Source organism: Streptomyces sp. NPDC048185 (assembly GCF_043202495.1).
Taxonomy (GTDB): domain Bacteria; phylum Actinomycetota; class Actinomycetes; order Streptomycetales; family Streptomycetaceae; genus Streptomyces.
This window is the reverse complement of record NZ_JBIDAN010000008.1, coordinates 374,209-394,332: the sequence shown is the minus strand read 5'-3', so window position 1 is coordinate 394,332 and position 20,124 is coordinate 374,209. Positions and strand designations below refer to the sequence as shown.

Annotated in this window: 3 protein-coding genes; all 3 read right to left on the bottom strand. The window is 71.3% G+C overall.

The window, feature by feature from the left end:
- The coding region (locus tag ACGF3H_RS24875) for a type I polyketide synthase (RefSeq protein ID WP_393816534.1) at positions 1 to 1,856 on the bottom strand (1,856 nt) is incomplete at its 3' end.
- On the bottom strand, positions 1,853 to 2,044 hold the full coding sequence (locus ACGF3H_RS24870) for a hypothetical protein (RefSeq protein WP_362488459.1): 192 nt from the start codon (positions 2,042 to 2,044) through the stop codon (positions 1,853 to 1,855). The genes ACGF3H_RS24875 and ACGF3H_RS24870, both read right to left, overlap by 4 nt.
- Positions 2,041 to 20,124: an SDR family NAD(P)-dependent oxidoreductase gene (locus tag ACGF3H_RS24865; protein WP_393816532.1), complete on the bottom strand. Its 18,084-nt coding sequence runs from the start codon at positions 20,122 to 20,124 to the stop codon at positions 2,041 to 2,043. The genes ACGF3H_RS24870 and ACGF3H_RS24865 overlap by 4 nt, the downstream gene beginning before the upstream one ends.

Below are 20,124 nucleotides of genomic sequence, written 5' to 3'. Positions count from 1 at the left end.
AGCGTGTCCGTCAACGACCAGTCCACGAACGGCTCCAGCGCCGCCGCGCACTCGGCCATCCGCTCCGCGAACACCGGGGACGACTCCAGCAGCTCGGCCGCCATACCGGCCCACTGCGACCCCTGTCCGGGGAAGACGAAGGCGACGCCGATGCCGCGCCGGACGGTGCCCTCGACGAGGGCGGCGGTGCCGCGGCCGTCGAGGTACGCCTGCAGTTCCCGTACTGCTGCACTCGGGTCGGGGGCGAGCACGACGGCGCGGTGGTCGAAGGCGGTGCGCGTGGTGGCGAGCGAGAGGCCGGTGTCGGAGCCGGCCGCCTCGGGGTGGGCGCCCACGTGGTCCACGAGGCTTGCCGCCTGGGCGCGCAGGGCCGTCGCGGACTTCGCCGACAGCACCCAGGGAACGGCCGGCAGGGCCATCGGTGCCCGGGCGGTTTCCGGGGCTTCCGCGGGTGCGTCGGTCTGCGGGGCGGGGGCCTCTTCGAGAATGGCGTGGGCGTTGGTGCCACTGATGCCGAAGGAGGACACACCGAACCGGCGGGGCTCCTCGTTCTCCGGCCACGGGGTGGCCTCGGTCAGCAGCCGCACCGTGCCGGAGGACCAGTCCACGTGCGGGGAAGGCTCGTCGACGTGCAGGGTGCGGGGCAGGGTGCCGTGCCGCATCGCCAGCACCATCTTCATCACACCGGCGACACCGGCGGCTGCCTGGGTGTGTCCGATGTTGGACTTCACGGAGCCGAGCAGCAGCGGCTTGTCGGCGGTACGTTCGCGGCCGTAGGTCGCCAGCAGCGCCTGGGCCTCGATGGGGTCGCCGAGCTTCGTGCCGGTGCCGTGCGCCTCCACGGCGGCGACCTGGTCGGCCGTGAGTCCGGCGTCGGCCAGGGCGGCCCGGATCACTCGCTGCTGGGAGGGGCCGTTGGGAGCGGACAGTCCGCTGCTGGCGCCGTCCTGGTTGATGGCCGTGCCGCGGACGACGGCCAGCACGGGGTGCCCGTTGCGGCGGGCGTCGGAGAGGCGTTCCAGGAGGAGCATGCCGGCGCCCTCGGCGGGTCCGAAGCCGTCGGCCGCGGCGGCGAAGGGCTTGCAGCGGCCGTCTCGGGCGAGTCCGCGCTGGCGGCTGAATCCGGTGAAGGTGCCGGGGGTGGCCATGACGGTGACGCCGCCGGCCAGGGCGAGGGAGCACTCGCCGCGGCGCAGCGACTGTGCGGCGAGGTGCAGGGCGACGAGGGAGGAGGAGCAGGCCGTGTCCACCGTGACGGCGGGGCCCTCCAGGCCGAGGGTGTAGGCGACGCGGCCGGAGACCACACTGATGGCGCTGCCGGTCACCAGGTGGCCTTCGACGCCCTCGGGGGCTTCGTGGACGCGGGGGCCGTAGTCGGGGGCGACGGCGCCGGCGAAGACGCCGGCCTGGGTTCCCTTGAGCGAGGCCGGGTCGATGCCCGCGCGCTCGATCGCCTCCCAAGCGGTCTCCAGCAGCAGGCGCTGCTGCGGGTCCATCGCGGTCGCCTCGCGGGGCGAGATGCCGAAGAAGTCGGCGTCGAAGTCACCGGCCTCGTGGAGGAAGCCGCCCTCGCGGGCGTAGGTGGTGCCGGGCCGGTCGGGGTCGGGGTCGTACACGGCGTCGAGGTCCCAGCCGCGGTCGGTGGGGAACGGCGTGATGGCGTCCTCCTCACCGGACACCAGCCGCCACAGGTCCTCGGGGGTGCGCACGCCGCCGGGGAACCGGCAGCCCATCCCGACGATCGCGATCGGCTCGTGGGCCGCCGCTTCGACTTCCTGCAGGCGGCTGCGGGTCTGATGCAGGTCTGCCGTGACCCGCCGGAGATAACCGAGGAGCTTTTCTTGTTCCGACATCAGGACCTCACGAGCTTGGGACGCTGGGCGTTCAGGAAGAAGGACAGGGCGGAACCCGAGGGGCTCACGAGGCGGTGCGACTCCGCGGCGGGTGCGACGGACGCGAGGGGCACGACGGCGGCTGCTGCGGAGGCGGCGGACGCGGCGACGGTGCCGGCTGCGGCGGCGGAGGTGTTCACGCTGGTGATCATGCGGATCCGAACTCCTCCGACGATCCGAACTCCTGGTCGATGAAGGCGAACAGTTCGTCGGCCTCGGCACTTTCCAGGTGTTCGGCGACGACGTCCGCGGCGACGGGCGACCCTTCGCCGGGAGCCGGGGGCTGCGCGGGTTCCGCGGCGCCTTCCGTGCCGTCGCCCCAGGCGGACACGGTGGACAGCAGGTGCCTGAGGCGGTCGCCGACCAGCTCTCGTGTCGCGGCGTCCGGGCCGGCGGCCCCGAGCAGGGCGGCCTCCAGCCGGTCGAGTTCGGCGGCCAGGACGGAGCTGTCCGCGGCGGGGGCCGCGACGGGTGCGATCTCCTCGTCCAGGTGTCCGGCGAGGGCCTCGGGGGTCGGGTAGTCGAAGATCAGCGTCGCCGGCAGGCGAAGGCCGGTGGCCGCGTTGAGCCGGTTGCGCAGTTCCACGGCCGTGAGGGAGTCGAAGCCGAGTTCGAGGAATCCCCGGTCGGCCACGACGGACACGGCCGAGCCGTGGCCGAGCACGGTGGCCCCGTGCTCCTGGACCAGGCGGAGCAGCGTCCGCCGCCGTTCCGCCGGGGCGAGCCCGGCCAGGCGCTGCGCCAGCGACGGCTCGTCGGAGCGGGCCTGTTGCCCGGCGACTGCGCGCCGGGCCGGAGCCGGGCGGCGCACCAGTCCGCGCAGCACGGCCGGCAGCGGGGCGGCACCCTGCGCGGCCCGGTCGGTCAGCGCCCTGGTGTCCAGGCGTGCGGGCACGACCACGGCCTCCGCCAGGCCGTCCGCCGCGTCGAGGAGTGCCAGGCCCTCCTGCGAGGAGAAGGGCACCAGGCCGCCGCGGGTCATGCGGGACAGATCCGCCTGGTTCAGGTGGCCGGTCATGCCGGTGCGTTCGGCCCACAGGCCCCAGGCCAGGGACAGCGCCGGCAGGCCCTTGGCCCGACGGTGCTGTGCGAGGGCGTCCAGCCAGGTGTTGGAGGCCGCGTAGTTCGCCTGGCCCGCGGAGCCGAAGACTCCCGCGGTCGAGGAGAACAGCGCGAAGAGGGTCAGGTCGAACCGGCGCGTCAATTCGTGCAGGTGCCAGGCCGCCTCCGCCTTGACCCGCAGGACGGCGTCGACGCGCTCGGGGGTCAGGGAAGCCACGGTCCCGTCGTCCAGGATGCCCGCCGCGTGCACCACGCCCGTCAGACCGTGCCCGTCCGGCAGGTCGGAGAGCAGCGCCGACAGTGCGTCGCGGTCGGCGACGTCGCAGGCGGCGATCCGTACCGAGGCGCCCAGTGCGGCCAGTTCCTGCCGGAGCTCCGGCATGCCGTCGGCGGCGGCTCCACGGCGGCTGACCAGCAGCAGGCTGCGGATGCCGTGCTGTTCCACCAGATGCCGGGCGACGAGGCGGCCGAGGGTGCCGCCGGCGCCGGTGATCAGCACGGTGCCGGCGGGATCCGGCGCGGCGGCGGGCACGCTGAGCACCAGCTTGCCGACGTGGCGCGCCTGGCTCATGAACCGGAAGGCCTCCGGCGCCCGGCGGACGTCCCACACACGGGTGGGCAGCAGCCGCAGGCGCCCCCGGGCGAAGAGGTCCATGACCTCCGCCAGCATCGTCCCGATCCGCTCGGGGCCGGCCTCTCCCAGGTCGAACGCCCGGTAGGTGATCCCCGGGCGGGCGGCCGCGACGGCGTCGGCGTCGCGTACGTCCGTCTTGCCCATCTCGATGAAACGGCCGCCGTCGCGCAGCAGTCCGAGTGAGGCGTCGACGAACTCGCCGGCCAGGGAGTTGAGGACGACGTCCACCCCGCCCGTGCCCGCCGTGCCGCCGAAGCGCCGCGCGAACTCCAGCGTGCGCGAGGACGCCAGGTGCGCGTCGTCCACGCCGAGCGCCCGCACCGTCTCCCACTTGGCCGGGCCGGCGGTGGCGAACACCTCGACGTCCCAGGCCCGTGCGAGCTGTACCGCCGCCATGCCGACCCCGCCGGCGGCGGAGTGCACCAGCAACGACTCGCCGGAGCGTACGCCGGCGAGTTCCCGCAGGGCGTACAGCGCGGTCACGTAGACCACGGGGACCGACGCGGCCTCGGTGAACGACCAGCCGTCGGGCACCCGGGCCAGCATCCGCTGGTCCGCCACGACCAGCGGGCCGAAGCCGCCGGACCAGATGCCGAGCACCCGGTCGCCCACGGCGAAGGACGAGACTCCGGGCCCGGTGGCCACGACCACCCCCGCTCCCTCGCCGCCCATGAGGGCCGGGTCGGGATACATCCCCAGGGCGAGGAGGACGTCCCGGAAGTTCAGTCCGGCGGCCCGGACGGCGATGCGTACCTCGTGCTCGCCGAGTTCCCGGGTCGCGTCCGGTGCCGGCCTCAGCCGCAGGCCCTCCAGCGTCCCGTCCTCGGAGGCCGTCAGCCGCCAGGCCCGTACGCCGTCCTCCGGCGTCAGCACCCCGTCGGCGGCCCCGCCGGCCAGCCGCGGCACCCGCGCCCGTCCTTCGCGCACGGCCAGCTGGGGTTCCCCGCTGAGCACAGCCTCGTGCAGGGCGGCGAAGGTCTGCTCGGCGTCGTCGACGTCCAGCAGCACGAAGCGGTCCGGGTGTTCGGCCTGGGCGGACCGCACCAGCCCCCAGGCCGCTGCCGCCGGCAGGTCGGCCGGTGTCTCGCCGGCGTCCACGGCCAGTGCTCCCCGGGTCACCAGCACCAGCCGCGCCCCGTCGAACCCGTCCAGCGCGAGCCAGGTCCGCACCAGTTCCAGCGTCCGGTGCGTGACGTCCCGAGTGGCGGTCACGACATCGGCGTCGGTGTCCGACGCGAGGCTCACGAAGACCAGGTCGGAGGTGGCCGGGGCGGACACCCACTGCTGGGCCAGCGCCGTCAGGTCGGCGTACTCCTCGGGAGTCCGGCCCGCCGTCCTGAGCGCTCCCCGTACGTCGTGGCCGTCCGGCCCGACGACGGCACACCGGCCGGCCGCGGCCGCCGGACCCGCATCGGCCGCACCGGGAACGGCGGTCCAGTCCACCCGGTAGAGGCTGTCGTTCGTTCCACCCGGTGCCGCCGCCGCGACCTGCTCGCCGGTGATCTCGCGAGTCACCAGCGCGTCCGCGGAAGCGACCGCCGCGCCCCCCGTATCGGTGACCAGTACCGCCATACCGTCGGCTCCGGCCGGCGCGAGCCGTACCCGCAACGCCGTGGCACCCGTCGCGTACAACGACACCCCACGCCACACGAACGGCAACCGGATGGTCCCGGAGTCCCGTTCCGCGTCCGTCAGCCATGCGTGCAGCGCCGAGTCCAGCAGCGCGGGGTGCAGCCCGTACCGGCTCGCCTCGGCAGCTGCCTCCTCGGGCAGTGCCACCTCGGCGAAGACCTCGTCGCCGCGCCGCCAGACAGCGGTCAGTCCGCGGAACGCCGGCCCGTACGCCAGTCCCGTGCCCGCCAGTCGCTCGTAGAACCCGGTGAGATCGACCGCCTCGGCACCCGCCGGCGGCCATACCCGCAGCTCCGCGTCGGCGGACCGGTCGGCTTCGGCACCGGTGGTGACGACACCCGAGGCGTGCCGCGTCCACGCCGCGTCGGGCGTGCCGTCAGGGCGGGAGTAGACGCCGAACTCACGTCGTTCACCGTCCCCCGGTCCTTCCAGCATCACCTGCACGGAGACGGCGCCGTCCTGCGGAAGCACCAACGGCGCCTCCAGCGTCAGCTCCTCCACCCGGTCACAACCGACCGCGTCACCAGCACGCAACGCCAGCTCCACGAACGCCGTACCCGGCAACAACGCCACCCCGGCCACCGCATGATCAGCCAGCCACCCCTGCGAACGCAACGACAACCGACCCGTCAACAACACCCCACCCGACGCAGGCAACGACACCGCCGCACCCAACAACGGATGACCAGCAGACTCCAACCCCACCGAACCCACATCACCCACACCGGCCGACACCGCCTCCGACTCCAGCCAGAAACGCTGCCGCTGGAACGCATACGTCGGCAGATCGATCCGCCGGGCACCCGTTCCGGTGAACACCCCAGCCCAGTCGACCGCCGCACCACCGACGAACGCCTCGGCGGCGGAGGTCAGGAACCGCTCCAGACCGCCCTCGTTACGGCGCAGTGAACCCACGGCAGTGACAGGACTGTTGGTGTGCGTCTCGGCGGTCTGCTCGACGCCCATCGTCAGCACCGGGTGGGCACTGGACTCGACGAAGAGACGGAAACCGTCGTCGAGGAGCGCGCGAACCGTGTCCGCGAAACGGACAGTCTGCCGCAGGTTGCGGTACCAGTAACCCGCGTCCAGGCCACTGGTGTCCAGGACACCACCCGTCACTGTGGAATAGAACGGCACACTCGAGGCTTGCGGCGCGATGCCGGCGAGGTCCCGAAGAAGGACGTCCTCGATCTGCTCCACATGCGCACAGTGCGAGGCATAGTCCACGGCGATACGCCGGGCCCGCACACCCTCCGCCTCACAGGCGGCCAGCAGCTCGTCCAACGCGTCCGCGTCACCGGAGACGACCACGACCGCCGGACCGTTGACCGCCGCAACCGACAGACGCCCGTCCCAGTCAGCGAGCCGCTTCTCCACCTCATCAGCGCTCAGCGAGACCGACACCATGCCGCCCCGCCCCGACAAGGCCCGGATGGCCTTGCTGCGCAGCGCCACCACCTTCGCCGCGTCCTCGAGCGACAGCGCGCCCGCCACACACGCGGCGGCGATCTCGCCCTGCGAGTGACCGATCACCGCGGCCGGCTCCACACCGTGCGAGCGCCACACCTCGGCCAGGGAGACCATCACAGCCCACAACACGGGCTGCACGACGTCGACCTGCTCCATCCAGGCGGCGTCCACGCCCGCGTCACGAACGATGTCGATCAGCGACCAGTCCACGAACGGCTCCAGCGCCGCCGCGCACTCGGCCATCCGCTCCGCGAACACCGGTGACATGGAGAGCAGTTCAGCGGCCATACCCGCCCACTGCGAACCCTGCCCCGGGAAGACGAACACCGCCTGTCCGCGGGAGCCCGCGACACCCCGCACCACGCCTGGCAGCACGCGGTCGTCAGCCAACGCGTGCAGTCCGTGGAGGAGTTGATCCCGATCGCCCGCCAGGACCACGGCACGGTGCTCGAACACCGACCGGGTCGTCGCCAACGACACTCCGACATCCGCCGGCGACAACTCCGCCCGGTCGCGCACGAACGCGGCCAGCCGTTCCGCCTGCGACTCCAGCGCACTCTCCGAACGGCCGGACACCACCCACGGCACCACCGCCGGCGGCTCGGCGTCCGAGGCCGGTTGCTCCGTCGGGGCCGGTGACGCGGGTGCCTCTTCGAGCACGGTGTGGGCGTTCGTTCCGCTCATGCCGAAGGAAGAGACACCGGCTCGCCGCGGCCGCCCCGTCTCCGGCCACGAGACGTCCTCGGTGAGCAGCTGGACGGCACCGGAGGACCAGTCGACGTGCGGAGTGGGCTCGTCCAGGTGGAGTGTGCGCGGCAGCTTTCCGTGCTGCATGGCCAGCACCATCTTGATGACGCCGGCGACACCGGCCGCGGCCTGGGTGTGCCCGATGTTCGACTTGATCGAGCCCAGCCACAGCGGCCGATCGTCCGGCCGGTCCTGGCCGTAGGTCGCCAGCAGCGCCTGCGCCTCGATCGGGTCACCCAGCTTCGTCCCCGTACCGTGCGCCTCCACGACGTCGACCTCGGCGGCCGGCACCCGGGCGTCCGCCAGCGCGGCGCGGATCACCCGCTGCTGCGACGGACCGTTCGGCGCCGTCAGACCGTTGCTCGCACCGTCCTGGTTGATGGCCGAACCGCGAATGACGGCCAGTACCTGATGCCCGTTGCGCCGGGCGTCCGAGAGCCGCTCCAGCAGGAGCACACCCACGCCCTCCGCCGGCCCGAAACCGTCGGCGGCGGCGGAGAACGGCTTGCAGCGGCCGTCGGCAGCCAGACCCCGCTGCCGGCTGAAGCCGACGAAGGTCCACGGCGTGGACATGATCGCGGAGCCGCCGGCCAGGGCCAAGGGGCATTCTCCTCGACGCAGGGACTGCACGGCCATGTGCAGGGCCACCAGCGAGGACGAACAGGCGGTGTCGACGGCCACCGCAGGGCCTTCGAACCCGAAGGCGTAGGCCAGTCGTCCGGAGGTGACGCTGAGGGCGTTGCCGGTGACCAGGTAGCCCTCGACGCCGTTCGAGGAGACGTGGTCGCCGGTTCCGTACCCGTGGGTGCCCGCACCCACGAAGACGCCGGTCTCACTGCCCTTCAAGGACGCCGGGTCGATGCCCGCCCGTTCGAACGCCTCCCAGCCGGTCTCCAGGAGCAGCCGCTGCTGCGGGTCCATCGCGGTCGCTTCACGCGGTGAGATCCCGAAGAACGCCGGATCGAATCCCGACGCGTCGGCTACGAAGCCGCCGTGGCGCGTGTACGTCTTCCCGGGGGCTTCGGGGTCGGGATCGTACAGCCCGTCCACGTCCCAGCCACGGTCATCGGGGAACGCGGAGATCGCGTCGCGGCCCTCGGTCAGCAGGTCCCACAGTTCTTCGGGTGACCGGACCCCGCCCGGCAGGCGGCAGCTCATGGCGACGATCGCGATGGGCTCCTGGTCCGACGCGCTGCGGACGACGGGCGTCGTGGCCGCGGGGGCGTCGTCCTGACGGCCGAGGAGTTCGCCGTACAGGTGGTCCACGAGGGCTACGGGCGTCGGGTGGTCGAAGATGAGGGTGGCCGGCAGTCGGCGTCCGGTGGCGGTATTGAGCCGGTTGCGCAGTTGGACCGCGGTGAGGGAGTCGAAGCCGTGCTCCTTGAAGGAGAGCTCGGGCTCGATCCCGTCCGGTGTGGCGTGCCCCAGAACACCGGCGGCCTGGTCCTGCACCAGGCGCAGCAAGATCCGGCGCCGTTCGGTCTCACCCGCGCGCAGCAGGCTTCGGCGCAGGGCCGACTCGTCCGCGTCCGCGGTGGCCTGGGCCGACGCGCGCCGGCCCGTGCTGTTCCGGCCCGGCCCGTCGGCCGCACTGCGGAGGGCGAGCTCGGTCACGGCCGACAGCTGCTCCGGCGACACGGGCCGCGTCACCAGGGCGTCCACGGTGGCCACCGGTGCGCCCACCGCGTCGGCGACCAGCACGGACCACCCGTCGGCCCCGGCCGGTGTGAGCCGCACTCGTAGCGTCGAGGCGCCGGTGGCGAACAGTGACACGCCGCGCCAGACGAACGGCAGCCGTGTGTCCCCGGCAGCGTCACCGTCCAGGGCGGCTGAACCCAGGCCCGCTTGCAGCGCCGTGTCCAGCAGCACGGGATGCAGCCCGTAGCGGGCCACGTCCGCTCGTTCCGCCGTCGGCAGCGTCACCTCGGCGAACACCTCGTCGCCACGCCGCCAGGCCGCCTCGAGTCCGCGGAACACCGAGCCGTAGGACACTCCCGTGGCCGCCAACCGGTCGTGGAATCCGGTCAGGTCGACCCTCTCGGCGTCGGTGGGCGGCCACACGCTCAGCTCGCCGTCCGTCGCCCGGCCCTCGGCCAGGGCGTGGAGAACAGCGGAGGCATGCCGGGTCCAGGGCCCCTCTCCGGAGTCCTCGGGACGGGCGTACACCTCCACGGAACGCGCGCTGTGCCCGTCCGGTCCACCGACGATCACCTGTACCTGGACGGCACCCCGTTCCGGCAGCGCCAACGGCGCCTCCAGTGTCAGCTCCTCCACCCGGTCACAGCCGACGGCGTCCCCGGCACGCAGCGCCAGCTCCACGAAGACGGACGCCGGCAGCAGCGGCGTGCCCAGCACCGAATGGCCGGCAAGCCAGGGGTGCGTACGCAGCGACCAGCGGCCGGTCAGGAGCACCCCGTCCGATGCGGGCAGCGTCACGGCCGCGCCCAGCAGGGGGTGATCGGCGGACGTGAGGCCGGCCGACGCGACGTCGCCCTGACGGTCGGCGGCCGGTTCGATCCAGAAGTGCTGCTCCTGGAAGGCATAGGTGGGAAGCTCGACCTTTCGGGCACCGGTTCCCCTGAACAGGGTCGCCCAGTCGACCGTCGCACCGCCGACGAAGGCCTCGGCGGCGGAGGTCAGGAACCGCTCCATGCCGCCCTCGTTACGGCGCAGCGAACCCACCGCAGTGACAGGGCTGTTGGTGTGCGTCTCGGCGGTCTGCTCGACGCCCATCGTCAGCACCGGGTGGGCGCTGGACTCCACGAACAGACGGAAACCGTCGTCGAGGAGCGCGCGAACCGTGTCCGCGAAACGGACCGTCTGCCGCAGGTTGCGATACCAGTACCCCGCATCCAGGGACGCGGTGTCCAGGACACCGCCCGTCACTGTGGAATAGAACGGCACACTCGACGCCTGCGGGACGATCCCCGCAAGATCCCGGAGGAGAACGTCCTCGATCTGCTCCACATGCGCGCAGTGCGAGGCGTAGTCCACGGCGATACGCCGGGCCCGCACACCCCCCGCCTCACAGGCAGCCAACAGCTCGTCCAACGCATCGGCGTCACCGGAGACGACCACGACCGCGGGACCGTTGACCGCCGCGACCGACAGACGACCGCCCCATTCAGCGAGCCGCTTCTCCACCTCATCAGCGCTCAGCGAGACCGACACCATGCCACCACGGCCGGACAACGCCCGGATCGCCTTGCTGCGCAGCGCCACCACCTTCGCCGCATCCTGCACCGACAAGGCCCCAGCCACACACGCGGCAGCGATCTCGCCCTGCGAGTGACCGATCACCGCGGCCGGCTCCACACCGTGCGAGCGCCACACCTCGGCCAGGGAGACCATCACAGCCCACAACACCGGCTGCACGACGTCGACCTGCTCCAGCCAGGCGTCCGCGTCCGCATCCCGCAGAATGTCGATCAACGACCACTCGACGTACGGGTCGAGGGCCATCGCGCACTCGGCCATCCGCTCCGCGAAGACCGGAGACGACTGCAGCAGCTCGGCCGCCATACCGGCCCACTGCGAGCCCTGTCCCGGGAACACGAACACCGCACGGCCGTCCGCTCCGGTAGCGCTGCCCCGCACCACACCCGGGGTCTCCCGGCCGGCGGCCAGTGCTTCAAGACCGGCCAGTCCGTCCAGGACCACGGCCCGGTGCTCGAACACCGACCGCGTCGTCACCAACGACAATCCGACGTCCACCGGCGAGAACTCCGCCTGACCACGCGCATGCTCGGCCAGTCGCTCCGCTTGCGCCCGCAGCGCCGCGTCCGACTTCGCCGACACCACCCACGGCACCACCACCGGCGGCTCGACGTCCGCGAGCGGCTCCTCGTCCGTGGTGGAGTCCGGTCCCTGTTCCAGGATCACGTGTGCGTTGGTCCCACTGACACCGAACGCCGACACACCCGCCCGACGCGGCCGCTCGGTCTCGGGCCACGGCGTGGTCGCGGTGAGCAGTCCGACGGCTCCTGCCGTCCAGTCCACGTGCGGCGAGGGCTCGTCTACGTGCAGGGTCTGCGGCAGCAGCCCGTGGCGCATCGCCAGCACCATCTTCATCACACCGGCGACACCGGCCGCGGCCTGGGTGTGCCCGATGTTCGACTTGATCGAGCCCAGCCACAGCGGCCGGTCGTCCGGCCGGTCCTGGCCGTAGGTCGCCAGCAGCGCCTGCGCCTCGATCGGATCGCCCAGCTTGGTCCCTGTACCGTGCGCCTCCACCGCGTCGACCTCGGCGGCCGGCACGCGGGCGTTCGCCAGTGCGGCGCGGATCACCCGCTGCTGCGACGGACCGTTCGGCGCCGTCAGGCCATTGCTCGCACCGTCCTGGTTGACAGCCGAACCACGCACCACAGCCAGCACCTGGTGCCCGTTGCGGCGGGCGTCCGAGAGCCGCTCCAACAGGAGCATGCCCACGCCCTCGCCCCAGCCGGTGCCGTCCGCACCCGCCGCGAACGCCTTGCACCGACCGTCGGGAGCAAGACCCCGCTGGCGACTGAACTCGACGAAGAGTTCAGGAGTGGACATCACGGTGACGCCGCCCGCCAGTGCCAGCGTGCATTCGCCCTGCCGCAGCGACTGGGCCGCCAGGTGCAGCGCCACCAGCGACGACGAACACGCCGTGTCCACCGTCACCGCAGGGCCCTCGAGACCGAACGTGTAGGAGATGCGTCCGGAGACGACGCTGGCGGCACTGCCGGTCACCAGGTGACCTTCGACGTTTTCCGGGGATGCGTCGCGCAGATTGCGGGCGTAGTCCTGTCCGTTGCTGCCGATGAAGACGCCGGTCTGGCTGCCGTGCAGGAGTGTGGCGTCGATCCCGGCCCGTTCGAAGGCTTCCCAGGACGTTGTCAGCAGCAGGCGCTGCTGGGGGTCCATCGTCGTCGCCTCGCGAGGCGATATCCCGAAGAACTTAGGGTCGAAGGCGCCGGCGTCGTCAAGGAAGGTGCCCCTGCTGACATAGCTCTTGCCCGTCTCGTCCGGGTCCGAGTCGAAGAGGCCGTCGAGCTCCCAGCCTCGTCCGTCGGGGAAATCGGTCAGTACGTCGCGTCCGTCGAGCAGCAGATCCCACAGGCCCTCCGGAGTATGCACCCCGCCCGGGAAACGGCAGCTCATCGCGACGATGGCGACGGGCTCGTCGTCGGTCATCACCGCCGTGACGGGAACCGGTCCCTCGTCGTCGCTCAGCCCCAGCGCTTCCTTGCGCAACATCCCTGCCAACGCCCGCACCGTGGGGTGGTCGAACAGAAGGGTGGTCGACAGCTTCAGATCTGCGGCCGCATTGAGGCGGTTGCGCAGGGTGACGGCTGCCAGGGAGTCGAATCCCAGTTCCTTGAAGGCTCGGTCGACGTCGACCGTATCCGCTCGGCGGTGCCCGAGCACGGCGGCGACGTGCGAGCGCACGAACTCGACAACCGCGCGCTCCTGTTCCGCGGCTCCCATTCCAGCGAGCCGCTGCCGCAACGTCCCGTCGCCTTGAGCGGAGTGGTCCGCCGAGGTGTGGGCGACGGTCCCCCGCGTCAGTTCCTTGAGCATCCGCGACGTGTGCGCGGTCGCCCTGACCTGGGCGAAGGTGTCCCAGTCAACGTCTGCGACGATCAGCGAGGCCGCCATCGGGTCGTTGACGACCGCCGCGAACTCGGCAATCGCCGAGTCGGGGGCCATCGCGGGCAGGCCATGTCGTTCCCAACGGTCCGCTACGGCACGCGCCATGCCGTCGTCGGCCCAGGGGCCCCACGCGATCGACGTCGCCGGCAGACCCTCAGCACGCCGAGCCTCCGCCAACGCATCCAAATACGCATTGGCCGCCGCATAATTCGCCTGCCCCGCACCACCCACCGTCGCCGAGAACGACGAGAACAACACGAACGCCGACAACCCCAGATCCCGCGTCAACTCATCCAGATGCCGCGCACCCTCAGCCTTCGCCCGCAACACCGACTCGAACCGGCCCACCGACAAACCATCCAGCACACCGTCATCCAGCACACCCGCCGCATGCACCACCGCCGACAACGGCAACTCCGCCGGCACACCCGCCAACAACGCCTCGACCGCCGACCGCTCCCCCACATCACACGCCACCACCGACAACCCCACACCAGCAGCAGCGAACTCCCCCCGCAACTCCTCCACACCAGCAGCACCCGCACCCCGGCGCGACGCCAGCACCACATGCTCCGCACCAGCACCCACCAGCCACCGCGCCACATGACGACCCAGGCCACCCGTGCCACCCGTCACCAGCACCGTCCCCGACACCCGCCAAGAACCACCAGCAACACCAGACCCGGAACCAGCACGGATCACATGCCGCCCGAACACCCCCGCAGCACGAACAGCCACCTCACCCTCACCCGAAGCAAACACCCCCGCCAGACGCCCCACCAACCGGGCATCCACCACCTCAGGAAGATCGACCAGACCGCCCCAGCGTTCCGTGCCCTCAGTGGCCGCGACACGACCCAGGCCCCACAACTGCGACTGATCCAGATCCCTCACACGCTCCGACCCCGACACCGCCACGGCACCCCGGGTCACACACCACAACCGGGCCTCGACACCCACATCACCCAGCGCCTGCACCAGACCCAGCGTCAACGCCACCGACACCGGAACCGAACCGAACACCCCGTCCCGGCCCGACGCCAACCCCAGCAACGACACCACACCAGCAAACCCAGCCGGCTCACCCGCCAACACCGACCGCAGACGACCGGCCACCACCTCACGAGCCGACTCATCACCAGCCAACTCCAGCACCACAGGCCGCGCACCAGACCGCGCAAGACCCGAAACACACTCACCCACCCACGCATCACCAGCAAGCCCAGCCGGCACCACCACCAGCCACGCCCCCGACAACACACCAGAACCCACCGCCACCGGCGACCACGCAACCCGATAGCGCCGGGACGCGGGATCAAGCGAGTCGCTCAACTGGGGCCTGACGGGCTGGACCCAGTAACGCTCCCGTTGGAAGGCGTAGGTGGGCAGCTCCACCAGGGCGGGACGGGCCGGGGCAAGGAAGGCAGCCCAGTCCACGTCGTGGCCTCGGACGAACACCTGGGCCAGCGCCTCCACCAGCGCACCGGCCTCACCACGGTCCTTGCGCAGAACCGGAGCGAACACCACGTCCGGGACGGTGTCCGCGCCCATCCCCGACAGCACACCGTCCGGGCCGAGCTCCAGGCACGAGGTCACACCCATGCCCGACAGGTGCTGCACCCCGTCGGCGAAACGGACCGCCTCACGCACATGACGCACCCAGTACTCCGGGTCACAGATCAGGTCCGCAGTCGCGATCCCGCCCGTCACATTGGACAGCACGGAAATACGCGGCTCGCCATAGGCCAGGGACTGGGCGATCTGCCGGAACTCGTCCAGCATCGGCTCCATCAACGGCGAATGGAACGCATGCGACACCCGCAGACGACGCACCCGCCGCCCCTCAGCCCGCCACGCCTCTTCCAGCTCCACGACCTGGGCGCCGTCGCCGGAAACCACCACAGACTGCGGCCCGTTCACCGCGGCGACATCCACACCCTCCCGGCCCACCAGCGCAGCCCGGACCGTTGCCTCATCCGCCTCCACGGCGAGCATCGCGCCACCCGCAGGCAGTGCCTGCATCAGCCGGCCACGCGCAGCCACCAGCACACACGCATCCGCCAGCGACCACACACCCGCCACATGCGCGACAGCCAGCTCACCGATCGAATGCCCGCCCACCACATCAGGACGCACACCCCACGAGCCGACCAGCCGGAACAACGCCACCTCGACGGCGAACAACGCCGCCTGCGTGAACACCGTCGCATCCAACGCCTCACCGTCAGTGAAGACCACCTCACGCAACGGCCGCTCCAACAGCCCGTCGAAGCCGGCACACACCTCGTCGAACGCCTCGGCGAACACCGGGAAAGCCTCATACAGCTCCCGGCCCATCCCGACCCGCTGACTGCCCTGACCCGAGAACAGCACCGCCAGCCGGCCCGCAACCACCTGACCCCGCACCACACCAGCAACCGGCTCACCCGAAGCCACAGCCGCCAACCCGGCACGGTCACCCGACAGCACCACAGCCCGATGCTCGAACACCGACCGCGACGACACCAACGACCACGCCACATCCACGGAACCAACGTCCGAGCCGTCACCCACAAACGCAGCCAGCCGCTCCACCTGACCCCGCAACGCAGCCTCGGACCTACCCGACACCACCCACGGAACCACCACAGGCGAGACACCCGTCACCGGTTCCGCAGCCGGCTCCTCCTCAACCGCCGGAGCCTGCTCCAGAATCACATGCGCGTTCGTGCCGCTGATACCGAACGACGACACACCCGCCCGACGCGGACGGCCCGACTCGGGCCACGGCGCAGCCTCAGTGAGCAGCTCGACCGCACCCGAGGCCCAGTCCACATGCGAGGACGGCTCATCCACATGCAGGGTGCGGGGCAGCATGCCGTGCCGCATCGCCAGCACCATCTTCATGATCCCCGCGACACCCGCCGCGGCCTGCGTGTGACCGATGTTCGACTTGATCGAGCCCAAATGCAGCGGCCGGTCCTCGGGACGGTCCTGGCCATAGGTCGCCAGCAGCGCCTGCGCCTCGATCGGGTCACCCAGCTTCGTCCCCGTCCCGTGCGCCTCGACCGCATCCACCTGCTGTGCGGACAGCCCGGCATTGGCCAGCGCAGCCGTGATGACCCGCTGCTGCGACGGACCGTTCGGCGCCGTCAGACCATTGCTCGCACCGTCCTGATTGACAGCCGAACCACGCACCACCGCCAGCACCCGATGCCCGTGACGACGGGCATCCGAGAGCCGCTCCAGCAGCAGCATCCCGGCGCCCTCGGCCCAACCGGTACCGTCGGCCCCCGATGCGAACGCCCTGCACCGGCCGTCCGGGGAGACGCCCTGCTGGCGGCTGAACTCCACGAAGATGCCAGGACTGGCCATCACCGTCACACCACCGGCCAAGGCCAGCGAGCACTCGCCCTGCCGCAGCGACTGCACCGCCAGATGCAGCGCCACCAGGGACGACGAACACGCCGTGTCCACCGTCACCGCAGGACCCTCGAACCCGAACGTGTAAGAGATCCGCCCCGAGGCAGCGCTGACACTGCTTCCGGTGAGGAGGTATCCCTGAAGTCCGTCCGTGGCGTCGTGCATGCGAGGGCCGTAGTCCTGGGCCATCGCACCGACGAAGACGCCGGTTCCGCTCTTCTGACCGCCAGGACTGATGCCGGCCCGCTCGAACGCCTCCCAGGACGTCTCCAGCAGCAAGCGCTGCTGCGGATCCATCGCCAGCGCCTCACGCGGCGAAACCCCGAAGAACTCGGGGTCGAAATCACCCGCGTCGTAGAGGAAACCGCCCTCACGCGCATAGGTGCTGCCCGGTCGACCTCGGTCCGGTGAGTAGAGGGCGGACAGGTCCCAACCTCGGTCCCGGGGGAACTCGCCGATCGCATCGCCGTCGGACACGATCAACTGCCACAGATCCTCGGGCGATTGCACGCCTCCAGGGAGCCGGCAGCCCATGCCCACGATCGCGATCGGCTCGTCGAGGACCGCGGTGCTCCCCGCCGGGACGCTGCTCTGTCGCTGCGTGTCGAGGAGGAGGCTCCTCAGGTGACGCGCGAGGACCGTCGGGGTGGGGTAGTCGAACAGCGCCGTGGTCTGCAGCCGCAAGCCGGTCGAGGCATTCAGACGGTTCCGGTACTCGACGGCTCCCAGCGAGTCGAAACCCAGTTCCTTGAACGTCCGACCAGGGTCTACCTCGTCGGGCCCTTCGTAGCCCAGTGTCGTGGCGACCTGGGTACGGACCAGTTCCAGGAGCTGGTCCGTCTGCTCGCCCTCGTCGAGCCCCGCCAGGCGCCGCCTGAGCGAGGAAGCGCTGTCCTCCACCGGCTCGCTCGTCTGCTCGACCACCCGCTCGACCAATGGCGCCGTCGTCTGCTCGGGCCCATGGTCAGCAGCCGCGTCCAGCCAGTACCGACGACGCTGGAAAGCGTAGGTGGGCAGGTCGATCCGCCGGGCACCGCTCCCGGTGAACACCCCGGCCCAGTCCACAGCTGCTCCGGAAACGAACGCCTCAGCGGCAGACGTCAGGAACCGCTCCAGACCGCCCTCACCACGGCGCAGCGAACCCACCGCAGTGACAGGAGTGTTGGTGTGCGCCTCGGCGGTCTGCTCGACACCCATCGTCAGCACCGGATGGGCGCTGGACTCCACGAAGAGACGGAAACCGTCATCGAGGAGCACACGCAGGGTGTCCGCGAAACGGACCGTCTGACGCAGGTTGCGATACCAGTACCCCGCATCCAGGGACGCGGTGTCCAGGACACCAGCCGTCACCGTCGAATAGAACGGCACACTCGACGCCTGCGGGACGATCCCCGCCAGATCCCCGAGGAGAACGTCCTCGATCTGCTCCACATGCGCGCAGTGCGAGGCATAGTCCACCGCGATACGCCGGGCCCGCACACCCTCCGCCTCACAGGCAGCCAGCAGCTCGTCCAACGCGTCCGCGTCACCCGAGACGACCACGACCGCCGGACCATTGACCGCCGCAACCGACAGACGACCGCCCCACGCCGACAGACGCTCACTGACCTCGTCAACACCCAGCGAGACCGACACCATGCCACCACGGCCCGACAACGCCCGGATCGCCTTGCTGCGCAGCGCCACCACCTTCGCCGCATCCTCGAGCGACAACGCGCCCGCCACACACGCGGCAGCGATCTCACCCTGCGAATGACCGATCACCGCGGCCGGCTCCACACCCACCGACCGCCACACCTCGGCCAGCGACACCATCACAGCCCACAACACGGGCTGCACCACATCGACCTGCTCCAACCAGGCGTCAGACTCCACATCCCGCAGAATGTCGATCAGCGACCAGTCCACGAACGGCTCCAGCGCCGCCGCGCACTCGGCCATCCGCTCCGCGAACACCGGGGACGACTCCAGCAGCTCAGCGGCCATCCCGGCCCACTGCGACCCCTGCCCCGGGAACACGAACACCGCACGGCCGTCCGCTCCCGCCGCACTCCCCCGCACCACACCCGAGGCATCACGCCCCTCGGCCAGCGCCTCCAGACCGTCCAGGCCATCCAGGACCACCGCCCGGTGCTCGAACACCGACCGCGTCGCCACCAACGACAACCCGACATCCACCCGCGACGCATCGGGACGCTCCGCCACGAACGACACCAGTCGCCCGGCCTGCGCCCGCAACGCCATCTCCGACTTCCCGGACACCACCCACGGCACCACCACCGGCGAGACACCCTGCAACGACTCCTCAGCCGGCGCCTCTTCGACGACGGGAGCCTCCTCCAGCACCACGTGGCAGTTCGTTCCGCCCACCCCGATGGCGCTGACGCCCGCGGTGCGGGGTCCGTCCGTGTCCGGGTCGACCGTCCAGGGCTGTGCCTCGGTCTGGACGTGCAGGTTGAGCGCGTCCAGCGGAATGTCGGGGTTCGGGGTGCGGTAGTTGAGGCTCGGGAAGAATTCGCCGTGCTTCAGGCCGAGGGCCGTCTTGATGAAGCCGACGATGCCCGCGGCGCCCTCCAGGTGGCCGACGTTGGTCTTGGCGGAGCCGACCCGCAGCGGTGTGCCGGTGCTGCGGCGTGCGCTGCCCAGGACGGTACCGAGGGCCGCCGCCTCGATCGGGTCGCCGGTCTTCGTGCCGGTGCCGTGCAGTTCGACGTACTGGACGCGCGCGGGGTCCACGCCGGCCTGCTGGTAGGCGCGGCGCAGTACGTCTTCCTGGGCGGGCTGGTGGGGGGTGGTGAGGTGAGTGCCGCCGCCGTCGTTGTTGACCGCGCTGCCGCGGATGACGCAGTACACGGGGTCGCCGTCGGCGAGGGCGGCGGAGAGGGGCTTGAGGACGACGGCGCCGCCGCCCTCGCCACGTACGTAGCCGTTGGCGCGGGCGTCGAAGGTGTAGGTGACGCCGTCGGGGGACAGGCCACCGAACTTGGCGACGCTGACGCTGCTCTCTGGGGCGAGGATGAGGTTGACGCCGCCGGCGACGGCGACGGTGCTCTCGCCGCGGCGCAGGCTTTCGCAGGCCAGGTGGACGGCGACGAGGGAGGACGCCTGGCCGGCGTCGAGGGTCAGGCTGGGGCCCCGCAGTCCGAGATGGTAGGAGACGCGGTTGGCGATGAGGCTGCGGTGCAGTCCGGTGAAGCTGTGCCGGTCGATGGCCGTGACGCCGCGCCGGCGTTGCAGTGTGGCGTAGTCGTCGGCGATGACGCCCAGGTAGACGCCGGTGTCGGTGCTGCGGAGCCGGTCGGGGACGATGCCCGCGTCTTCCAGGGCTTCCCAGGTCAGTTCGAGGACGAGGCGTTGCTGCGGGTCCATCGCGGCGGCTTCGCGGGGCGATATGCCGAAGAAGGCCGCGTCGAAGTGGTCGACGTGGTTCTGTTCCAGGAAGCCACCGCGTCGGGTGTCGACGGTGCCCGGCCGGTCGGTGTCCTCGTCGTACAGCTCGTCCGCGTTCCAGCGCTCCCGGGGCACGTCCGTGATGGCGTCGGCGCCGTTGCGCAGCAGGTCCCGGAAGGCGGTGGGGCCGGGTGCTCCGGGGAGGCGGCAGGAGATTCCGACGACGGCGATCGGAGCGTCCGCCGGGTGTGCGACGGCGGCCTCGGAACGCTTCAT

Coding starts and splice junctions, on each gene's coding strand:
- ACGF3H_RS24870 (WP_362488459.1), bottom strand. CDS start 2,044: ATGATCACCAGCGTGAACACCTCCGCCGCCGCAGCCGGCACCGTCGCC.
- ACGF3H_RS24865 (WP_393816532.1), bottom strand. CDS start 20,124: ATGAAGCGTTCCGAGGCCGCCGTCGCACACCCGGCGGACGCTCCGATC.